The sequence below is a fragment of the Plantibacter flavus genome, from assembly GCF_900177615.1.
In the GTDB taxonomy this organism is placed as follows: Bacteria; Actinomycetota; Actinomycetes; order Actinomycetales; family Microbacteriaceae; genus Plantibacter; species Plantibacter flavus.
In genome coordinates, this window is the sequence record NZ_FXAP01000005.1 from 402,814 (window position 1) to 412,029 (window position 9,216).

The window sequence follows — 9,216 nt, forward strand, 5'->3', positions numbered from 1 at the left end:
CGCGCCCGAACTGGAGGGGACGATGACCTCGACCCAGGCCCCGGCGGCCACCAGCACACCGAGCCCGGTGCTCTTCGAGGCGCTCGCCGCGCTCGGCAGCAGCGCCGACGACCCGTTCATCCCGGCGGACGCGCCCTTCAGCCCCGAGCAGCGGGTCTGGCTCGCCGGATTCCTGGCGGGGGTCCGCTCCAGCGCGATCGACACCACCGACGCCGGTGGCCGAACGCCGCAGCTCGCCCTGCACGTGCTCGTCGGGACGCAGACGGGCACTGCGGAGGCCATCGCGGAGGACCTCGGACGAGCCGCCTCCGGCTACGGCGTGGCGGTGACGACGATCGGACTCGACGACGTCGAGGTCGACCGGCTCTCGACGATGGGACACGTCGTCGTCATCACCTCCACCTACGGCGAGGGTGAGATGCCCGACAACGCCGAACTGTTCTGGGAGACGCTCCAGGCGAGCACTGCACCACGCCTCGACGGCCTGAAGTTCTCCGTGCTCGCGCTCGGCGACTCGGGCTACGACGGGTTCTGCCAGGCGGGCAAGCTCATCGACACCCGCTTGGAGCAGCTCGGCGCGGAACGCATCCTCGCCCGCGTGGACTGCGACGTCGACTACGAGGAGCCCGCCGCGGCGTGGACCACCCAGGCACTGTCGCTCTTCGGCGCCCTCGCGCCGACGGACGCCGACGCAGTGCCCGCTCCCGCGCCGGCGGCCAAACCGGCGAAGAAGCCCGGCCGCACGCGTTCACCGTGGACCCGAAAGACGCCGTACGGCGCGACCCTCGCCGTCAACCGCGTCCTCTCCGGGCCAGCCTCGTCGAAGGAGATCCGGCACTACGAGTTCGACCTTGGCGACAGCGGCATCGAGTACGCGGCCGGAGACGCCCTCGGCGTCATGCCGAGCAACGACCCGGCGCTCGTCGACGCCATCATCGCCGAACTGGACGCGACCGCTGACGAGTCGGTCGACGGCTCGACCCTGGCGGACCGACTCACCCACGGGTTCGAGATCCGCACCCCGTCGAAGGACCTCGTGGCCGAGCTCGCCGACCGCGCGCCGGACTCGGAGCTGGCGGGGATCCTCGCGCTCGCCCAGGCGGAGACGCTCGACTCCTGGTTGCGCGACCGCGACATCCTCGACCTCCTGCGCTCCACCGCGGTCCGGTTCGACGCCGCCGCGCTCCTCGACGTGCTGCGTCCGCTGCAGCACCGCGCGTACTCGATCTCGTCCAGTCCGCTGGCGGCCGACGGGCGCGTGCACCTCACCGTCGCGAGCGTCCGGTACGCGGTCGGCGACCGTCTGCACGGCGGCGTCGCGTCGACGCATCTCGCCGACCGGGTCGCGGAGGGTGCCACGAGCGGGATCTTCGTCTCCGCGAACGCGGGCTTCCGGGTGCCGTCGGACGACGATGCGCCGCTCATCATGGTCGGTCCGGGAACCGGGATCGCGCCGTTCCGCTCGTTCCTGCACGAGCGCCGCGAGCGCGGGGCAACGGGGCGGAACTGGCTGTTCTTCGGTGACCAGCACCGGGCGCACGACTTCATCTACGAGGACGAACTCGGCGAGCTGCTCACCGGAGGGGTGCTGGACCGTCTCGACCTCGCGTTCTCCCGAGACCAGCGCGAGAAGGTGTACGTCCAGACCCGGATGCGCGAGAACGGCAAGGAGCTCTACGCCTGGCTCGAGGAGGGCGGCCACTTCGCCGTCTGCGGTGACGCCTCGCGGATGGCGAAGGACGTCGACCAGGCGCTGCACGAGCTCATCGCCGAACACGGCGGGCGTTCGACGGAGGCCGCGGCCGAGTACGTGCACTCGCTGAAGCGCGAGAAGCGCTACATCCGCGACGTGTACTGAGGCGCACCTCGATCGGTCCCTGAGCACCCCACGCGGTCCCTGAGCACCCCACGCGGTCCCTGAGCTTGTCGAAGGGCGGTCAGGCGTTCTCGGCGCCGAGCAACGCTGCGGCGGCCCGTGCCTCGTACACGACGTCGTCGAGGTCGTCGCCCGCGACGTTGACGTGGCCGACCTTGCGCCCGGGGCGCGGGTCCTTGCCGTAGTTGTGCACCTTCGCCAGCGGGTGCGCACCGAGGACCTGCGGGTAGCGGTCGTCGAGCGTCCCCTCGGCAGGCCCGCCGAGCACGTTCACCATGACGGTCCAATCGCGGTGGCAGCCCGTCCAGCCGAGGGGCAGGTCGAGGACGGCGCGCAGGTGCTGCTCGAACTGGCTCGTGACACTGCCGTCCTGCGTCCAGTGCCCGCTGTTGTGCGGGCGCATGGCGAGTTCGTTGATGAGCAGGCGGTCGTCGTCGGTCTCGAAGAGTTCGACGGCCAGCACCCCGGTCACCCCGAGCGCGGTGGCGACGGTCACGGCGATCTCCTCGGCGGTGTCGGCGAGCCGGCCAGCCGAGCCGGGAGCCGGAGCGATGACCTCGCTGCACACGCCACCGAGCTGCACGGTCTCGACGACGCGCCACGGCACCACCTCGCCGGACGGGCGACGGGCGACGAGCTGAGCGAGCTCGCGCCGGAACGACACCAGTTCCTCGACGAGCAGTGCTCCGCCGTTGGCGTCCTCGGAGAGCGCCGTGAACCAGTCGTCGACCTCGTTCGGTCCGTGGACGACGCGGACGCCCTTGCCGTCGTAGCCGCCACGCGGCGTCTTGACGACGCCCTTCCCGCCGTGCTCGGCGAGGAAGGCGGCGAGCTCCTCCTGGTCGTGCACACGCGCCCAGTCGGGCACCGGCAGTCCGAGCTCCGTGAGGCGTTCGCGCATGAGGAGCTTGTCCTGGGCGACGGCGAGCGCGTCCGGTCCCGGGTGCACCTGCACGCCGGCGTCGACGAGCGCCCGCAGGACGTGCTGCGGCACGTGCTCGTGGTCGAAGGTGATGACGTCGACCGTCTCGGCGAAAGCGAGCACGGTGTCCGCGTCGCGGTAGTCGCCCACCTCGACGGTGGCGAGTCGGGCGGACATGCCCTCCTGCTCCGCGAGCACGCGGATGTCGAGTCCGAGGTTCACGGCCGCGGGCACCATCATCCTGGCCAGCTGACCGCCACCGATCACTCCGACGCGAATGCTCATGGGTTCACTCCAGCTCTCCGGCGACCGGCCGGCGGGTCTCGTTTCGGCAGGCGGGACGGGCGGATCCGGAGGCGGATCGGCGGGTGCCCCGACTCGAACATCGTACCGGCCGGGCGCGCCCCGCACGGGTCAGCGTCGGACCGGTGGCTGCTGCATCGGAGGCGGTGCCGCCGGGTACGGCGCGGCGATGCTCTGGTTCTCGGCGACGAGCTCGTGCAAGGCGTTCTGGACGAGGACCGCACCGGGGACGTCCCGCAGGACGACCGGCACCTCGCCGCCGCTCGTCACCCGGACGTTGCCACTGCCGAAGGCGCTCTGCACCCAACTCTTGTGCACCGTGATGCCGTAGCCACGGGCGTGGTAGAGCTCCTGGCGCGTCCGCACGAAGAACCCGCGACGGACGATCAGTCGGCGGGTCGTGATCACGTAGCGGACCGACAGCCAGGCGATGAACGGTAGGACGCAGGCGACCAGCACGATCACCCCGCCGCCGATGAGGACGGCCCAGTTCTGCCACTCGAGGTCGAACGAGCCGAAGAAGAACGCACCGGCGCCACTCACCGCGATGAGCAGGAGGGCGGGGAGCAGAAGCCGCCGGGCATGCGGACGCAGGCGTGCGACCACACGTTCGGTCGCCGCCGCGGGAGGAGCCGGCCTGCCCGGCCCCGTCATACCGGGATCAGCCATACTCCCATTCTTAGCAGTCGCGGGAACCCGCCGCCTGCTCCCACCCCGCCCGTCGGCGATCCCGAACATCCGTGCATCGGCCGCCCGGCTACCATGAAGGCGTGAAACCGGCCGACAGCACCGCACCGACGGCGCAGCACCCCGGCGTGGTCGGGTCGTTCCTCGAGGGGATCGGCATCCTCTTCGGCGGGTTCCGCCTCTGGGGCACGTCACCGAAGCGCATGCTGCTCGGCATGGTCCCCGCCGCGATCGTGGGCGTCGTGTTCATCGCGCTGCTCGTCGTCCTCGGCGTCACCGCCGCCACGATCGTCGACTGGGCGACACCGTTCGCCGACACCTGGGACGAGCCGTACCGCTCGTCCATCCGGGTGGCCGCCGCGGTGGCGTTGGTGGCCGTCGCCGTCGTGGTGATGCTGTACGCCTACGCCGCAGCGACGCTCCTCGTCGGCGACCCCTTCTACGAGCGGATCTGGGCCGACGTCGAACGCACCCTCGGCGACGCTCCTCCGGAGTCGGGTGAGTCCGCGTGGCGCGGACTCCTCACCGGTGTCACCCGGGCGCTCGGCCTGCTCCTGCTCACCATCCCGACGGCGGCCGTCCTCTTCCTCCTCGGCTTCGTCCCGGTGATCGGCCAGACGGTGGTCCCGGTGCTCGGGCTCGCCGTGAGCGGCTGGTTCCTCGCCCTCGAACTGACGGGCTACGCGTTCGACGCCAGGGGGTTGTCGTTGCGCGACCGCCGCCGGAACCTCGCCAGGCGACGCGCCCGCACCCTGGGCTTCGGGATGACGGTCGCGGTCCTCTTCCTCGTGCCGGTCCTGTCCGTGCTGGTCATGCCGGCCGCCGTCTCCGGCGCGACGGTGCTCGCACGCCGGTCCCTCACCGAACAGGTGGGAACGCTCAGCGCACGTGCGTGACGTCGCCGGCCGCCACCGCGACCGGCGCACCACCGTCGGTCGGTCGGACGACGAGCCGCCCGTCCACGTCGATGCGCTCGGCCGTGCCGGTCAGGACGTCGCCGCCGGGGAGCTCCACCCGCACCGAGCTGTCCAACGTCACACATCGCTCGGTGACCGCAGCTCGGAGCCCGCTGGCCTCGGCGTCACCGGACGCCTCCAGGTAGGCGTCGTACAGGGTGCCGAACGCACGCAGGTAGCCGACGAGGACGGTGTCCGGGTCCGGATCGGCGAGGCCGGCGAGCGCGAGCGAGGTGGACCGGTCGGTCGGCAGTTCCTCGGCACGCTGGCGGAGGTTGACACCGGTTCCGAGGATCACCGCGTCCCCACTCGGCAGCAGCTCGGCGAGGATGCCGGACACCTTCCGGCCGCCGATGAGGACGTCGTTCGGCCACTTCACGTCGGCGGGCACCCCGAGCTCCCGCAGCGACTCCGCGAGCGCCGCACCCGCGAGGAGCGGGAGCCAGCCGTAGGCCTGCAGCGGGAGCGGATCACCCGACGGAGTGACCGGCCGGAGCAGGACCGACACGGCGAGTGATGTGCCGGGTGGCACCGTCCACACGCGGCCGAGGCGACCGCGTCCACCGCGCTGGTCGTCGGTGAGGACGACCGAGCGGTCCGGCCACGCGTCGCCGCCGTCTTCGCGGACGCGTCGGGCGAGTTCGTCGTTGGTGGAGCCGGCATGGGCGAGGATCTCGAGGCGTGGCACGAGGGCGGCGGTGAGGGGCAGATCCATGGCACAACCCTACTGAGGCCCGTCGACGGCGACCGCCTCGCCCACCGGCACGCTTGGACGATGCCGACAACGGATCGGCGCGCCACTTGTGCCCGATCGTCAACGGGTCGGGCGGGGGACCACCGGGTAAGGTGAAAGCGTGACCGACGAAACCACCTCCGGCCCTGACCTGTACACGACGGCCGGGAAGCTCGCCGACCTCAAGAACCGCTATCACGAGGCTGTGACGGCGAGCGGCGAAGCCGCCATCGAGAAGCAGCACAAGAAGGGCAAGCTCACCGCGCGGGAGCGCATCGAGCAGCTGCTCGACCACGGCAGCTTCGTCGAACTCGACGAGTTCGTGCGGCACCGCACGACCGCCTTCGGCATGGACCGCTCACGGCCGTACGGCGACGCCGTGGTCACCGGCACCGGCACCATCCACGGCCGCCAGGTCGCCGTGTACTCGCAGGACTTCACCATCTTCGGCGGTTCGCTCGGCGAGGTCGCCGGCGACAAGATCATCAAGATCATGGACCTCGCCTTGAAGACGGGCGTCCCGATCATCGGCATGCTCGACTCCGGCGGGGCGCGCATCCAGGAGGGCGTCGTCGCGCTCGGCAAGTACGGCGAGATCTTCCGACGCAACACGCAGGCCTCCGGGGTCATCCCGCAGATCTCCATCATCATGGGGCCGGCGGCCGGCGGCGCCGTCTACTCCCCCGCACTCACCGACTTCGTCATCATGGTCGACAAGACCAGCCAGATGTTCGTCACGGGCCCCGACGTCATCAAGACCGTCACGGGCGAGGACGTCGGCATGGAGGAGCTCGGCGGCGGGTACACGCACAACACCCGCTCGGGTGTCGCCCACTACCTCGCGAGCGACGAGCCGGACGCCCTCGACTACGCCCGCACCCTCGTCGGCTTCCTGCCCGACAACAACCTGTCCGAGGCCACGGTCTTCGACGTCGAGGTGGAGCTGGAGACGACGGACGAGGACCGTCGGCTCAACACGCTCATCCCCGACTCGCCGAACCAGCCCTACGACGTGAAGACCGTCATCGAGCACGTCGTCGACGACGCCGACTTCCTCGAGGTCCAGCCGCTCTTCGCGCCGAACATCGTCATCGGCTTCGCGCGCGTCGAGGGTCGGTCGGTCGGCGTCATCGCCAACCAGCCCTCCCAGATGGCCGGCACGCTCAACATCGAAGCGGGCGAGAAGGCGAGTCGGTTCGTCCGGTTCTGCGACGCGTTCAGCATCCCGATCCTCACCCTGGTCGACGTCCCCGGCTACCTGCCCGGCACCGACCAGGAGTGGACCGGCGTCATCCGCCGCGGCGCGAAGCTCCTCTACGCCTACGCCGAGGCCACGGTGCCCCTGGTGACCGTGATCCTGCGCAAGGCCTACGGCGGCGCCTACATCGTCATGGGCTCCAAGCAGCTCGGGGCCGACATCAACCTCGCCTGGCCCACGGCCGAGATCGCGGTCATGGGCGGGCAGGGTGCCGTCAACATCCTGTACCGCGGCGAGATCAAGCGGGCCGAGGAGGCCGGCGAAGACGTCGCCGCCGTGCGCACACGCCTCGCGAACGAGTACACCTACAACGTCGCGAGCCCGTTCCTCGCCGCCGAGCGCGGCGAGCTGGACGGCGTCATCGAGCCGGCTGCCACGCGGGTCTCGGTCATCAAGGCGCTCCGCGCACTGCGGACGAAGCGTGCGAGCCTGCCCGCCAAGAAGCACGGGAACATCCCGCTGTGAGTGCCGGCGCCGAGCCGAACACGACCGGGCCGTCGTCGATCGATCTCCGGATCGTGCGCGGTACCCCCACCGACGAGGAGCTCGCGGCGCTCACCGCGGTGCTGAGCGTCGCGATCGCCGAACAGGCACTGCGCGACGCCGACACCGCCCCGGCACCCCGCGTCCCGTCGACGTGGGAGCGGACGAGGCGGAACCTCCGCTCGGGGATCACCGCGGGCCCCGGACACTGGCGCGCGTTCACGGGCTGAGCCGTCTCGACGGAGGACTCGCGCCGGTTGCCCCTCACGGCGCGCGGTGCTGTCCCCCATTCGTGTCCTCCATAGTGCCGACTGTCGGGGGTACCCCTGATGGAGGATCATCATTCTCGAAAGTTGCGTCTCATCGAGACCACTTCACCAGCTCCTGCTCCATCTAGGGTAAGCGGGCAGGAGTTCGGGGGCGGGTCAGAGCGGTATTCGGGTTACCGCTCTGACCCACGAACGCCACGGAGGGCCAGCATCGGGTGCTGGCCCTCCTTTCGTTCGTCCGGGACCAGGCACTTCACCAGGCTCAGTGATCGTGCGAGGTGCGCTCGGATGTGTTCCGGTCCTGAGCTTGTCGAAGCACGCGCGAGAACCACTCAAGCCGCCTGAGGCCCTGAGCGAACCCCTTCCGGCCATCGAGCCCGCCGTCCGCCCAACACGCGACGCCTCGAGGAGCCTCTGCTCGTCCCGCGCCCCCTGAGCACCCTCCTCCCGTCCCTCAGCATCCCCTCCGGTCCCTGAGTACCCCCTCCGTCCCTGAGTACCCCCTCCGTCCCTGAGTACCCCCACCGTTCCCTGAGCAACCCCCGCCGGTCCCTGAGCAACCTCCTCCGGTCCCTGAGCCTGTCGAAGGGCCCACGGAGAAGCATCCACAACCGGCGACGCCCCACCGTTCCCTGAGCAACCCCCGCCGGTCCCCGAGCAACCTCCTCCGGTCCCTGAGCAACCTCCTCCGGTCCCTGAGCCTGTCGAAGGGCCCACGGAGAAGCATCCACAACCGGCGACGCCCCACCGTTCCCTGAGCAACCCCCGCCGGTCCCCGAGCAACCTCCTCCGGTCCCTGAGCAACCTCCTCCGGTCCCTGAGCCTGTCGAAGGGCCCACGGAGAAGCATCCACAACCGGCGACGCCCCACCGTTCCCTGAGCAACCCCCGCCGGTCCCCGAGCAACCTCCTCCGGTCCCTGAGCAACCTCCTCCGGTCCCGGAGCCTGTCGAAGGGCCCACGGAGAAGCATCCACAACCGGCGACGCCCCACCGTTCCCTGAGCAACCCCCGCCGGTCCCCGAGCACCCCCCACCGGTCCCTGAGCCTGTCGAAGGGCCCACGGAGAAGCATCCACAACCGGCGACGCCCCACCGTTCCCTGAGCACCCCCCTCCGGTCCCTGAGCACCCCCCACCGGTCCCTGAGCCTGTCGAAGGGCACACGAACAACTTCCACAACCGGCCCAACTCGGCATCTGGAATGTCAGTGGTCCATGGTGGACTGGTTCCATGACCGAGACCACCTCCGCTGCGATCCGCGTCGGCGACGACTACGCCGCGCAGCTGGCGCAGTTCTCGGACGAGTGGACGGAGATCCACCGGCAACAGGCCGCCTTGGACGCACGCAAAGCGCGCCTCCTGGCCCGCTCTGCCGCCTACGCCGACTCCTTCGCAGACGCCACGGTCCCGGCCGTCTTCCCGCCGGCCGAGCGTCAGGCCCTCTCCCGCCGGTCGACGTGTGCGGCTCTCGCGATGGCGATCCGGGTGCCGGAACGGACGATCCAACGGGCGACGAACGACGCCGAACGTCTCGTCAACGACGCACCAGCCGTGCTCGAATCGCTCGAGGCAGGCCGCATCTCTGCTCGACACGCGCAGGTGATCACCGACCAACTCTGCGACGTCCCAGCTGCTGGGCGGGCGGTGTTCCTCGAACAGGTTCTCGTCGTCGCCGAGCGCACCACGGCCGCTGGCCTCCGCACGAGCGCCCGTGTCTTGCGCGAGCGCCT

The 9,216-nt window shown here is 70.6% G+C and carries 8 protein-coding genes; 5 read left to right on the forward strand and 3 right to left on the reverse strand.

Features of this window, described 5'->3' with window-relative positions:
• The first annotated feature begins 22 nt into the window (after positions 1 to 22).
• Positions 23 to 1,858 carry a sulfite reductase subunit alpha gene (locus B9Y95_RS16565; RefSeq protein ID WP_085513540.1) on the forward strand — a complete coding sequence of 612 codons (1,836 nt, stop codon included), beginning with the start codon at positions 23 to 25 and terminating at the stop codon, positions 1,856 to 1,858.
• Positions 1,859 to 1,937: 79 nt separating this feature from the next.
• Here the strand turns inward: B9Y95_RS16565 and B9Y95_RS16570 are convergent, their stop codons facing one another.
• Both B9Y95_RS16570 and B9Y95_RS16575 read right to left on the reverse strand, forming a co-directional pair.
• Complete coding sequence (locus B9Y95_RS16570; protein ID WP_064295173.1) at positions 1,938 to 3,083, reverse strand: 5-(carboxyamino)imidazole ribonucleotide synthase; 1,146 nt, start codon at positions 3,081 to 3,083, stop codon at positions 1,938 to 1,940.
• Between the two features lie 129 nt (positions 3,084 to 3,212).
• The gene (locus B9Y95_RS16575; RefSeq protein WP_159453439.1) at positions 3,213 to 3,770 is read right to left on the reverse strand and encodes a PH domain-containing protein; all 558 of its coding nucleotides are present in this window, start codon (positions 3,768 to 3,770) and stop codon (positions 3,213 to 3,215) included.
• A gap of 101 nt (positions 3,771 to 3,871) precedes the next feature.
• Between B9Y95_RS16575 and B9Y95_RS16580 the strand changes: the two genes are divergently transcribed.
• Complete coding sequence (locus B9Y95_RS16580; protein WP_085513475.1) at positions 3,872 to 4,684, forward strand: EI24 domain-containing protein; 813 nt, start codon at positions 3,872 to 3,874, stop codon at positions 4,682 to 4,684.
• Here B9Y95_RS16580 and B9Y95_RS16585 read toward each other — a convergent pair.
• Positions 4,668 to 5,459 (reverse strand): biotin--[acetyl-CoA-carboxylase] ligase, encoded by a 792-nt coding sequence (locus B9Y95_RS16585; protein ID WP_085513477.1) that lies wholly within the window; start codon positions 5,457 to 5,459, stop codon positions 4,668 to 4,670. The genes B9Y95_RS16580 and B9Y95_RS16585 overlap by 17 nt on opposite strands.
• Positions 5,460 to 5,598: 139 nt before the next feature.
• Here B9Y95_RS16585 and B9Y95_RS16590 point away from each other — a divergent pair, with 139 nt between their 5' ends.
• From B9Y95_RS16590 to B9Y95_RS16600, 3 genes are all read left to right on the forward strand, one after another.
• Positions 5,599 to 7,200, forward strand: coding sequence for an acyl-CoA carboxylase subunit beta (locus tag B9Y95_RS16590; protein WP_071262519.1), 1,602 nt, complete (start codon positions 5,599 to 5,601; stop codon positions 7,198 to 7,200).
• A complete protein-coding gene (locus tag B9Y95_RS16595) occupies positions 7,197 to 7,448 on the forward strand; it encodes an acyl-CoA carboxylase subunit epsilon (RefSeq protein ID WP_085513479.1) in 252 nt (83 codons plus the stop codon). The genes B9Y95_RS16590 and B9Y95_RS16595 overlap by 4 nt, the downstream gene beginning before the upstream one ends.
• 1,268 nt (positions 7,449 to 8,716) lie before the next feature.
• A partial coding sequence (locus B9Y95_RS16600; RefSeq protein ID WP_143736532.1) for a hypothetical protein occupies positions 8,717 to 9,216 on the forward strand: 500 nt, incomplete at its 3' end.

What these genes read in the sequence shown, in the direction of transcription:
- B9Y95_RS16575 (WP_159453439.1), bottom strand. Translation starts at nt 3,770, where the DNA reads ATGGCTGATCCCGGTATGACGGGGCCGGGCAGGCCGGCTCCTCCCGCG.
- B9Y95_RS16585 (WP_085513477.1), bottom strand. Translation starts at nt 5,459, where the DNA reads ATGGATCTGCCCCTCACCGCCGCCCTCGTGCCACGCCTCGAGATCCTC.
- B9Y95_RS16565 (WP_085513540.1), top strand. Translation starts at nt 23, where the DNA reads ATGACCTCGACCCAGGCCCCGGCGGCCACCAGCACACCGAGCCCGGTG.
- B9Y95_RS16570 (WP_064295173.1), bottom strand. Translation starts at nt 3,083, where the DNA reads ATGAGCATTCGCGTCGGAGTGATCGGTGGCGGTCAGCTGGCCAGGATG.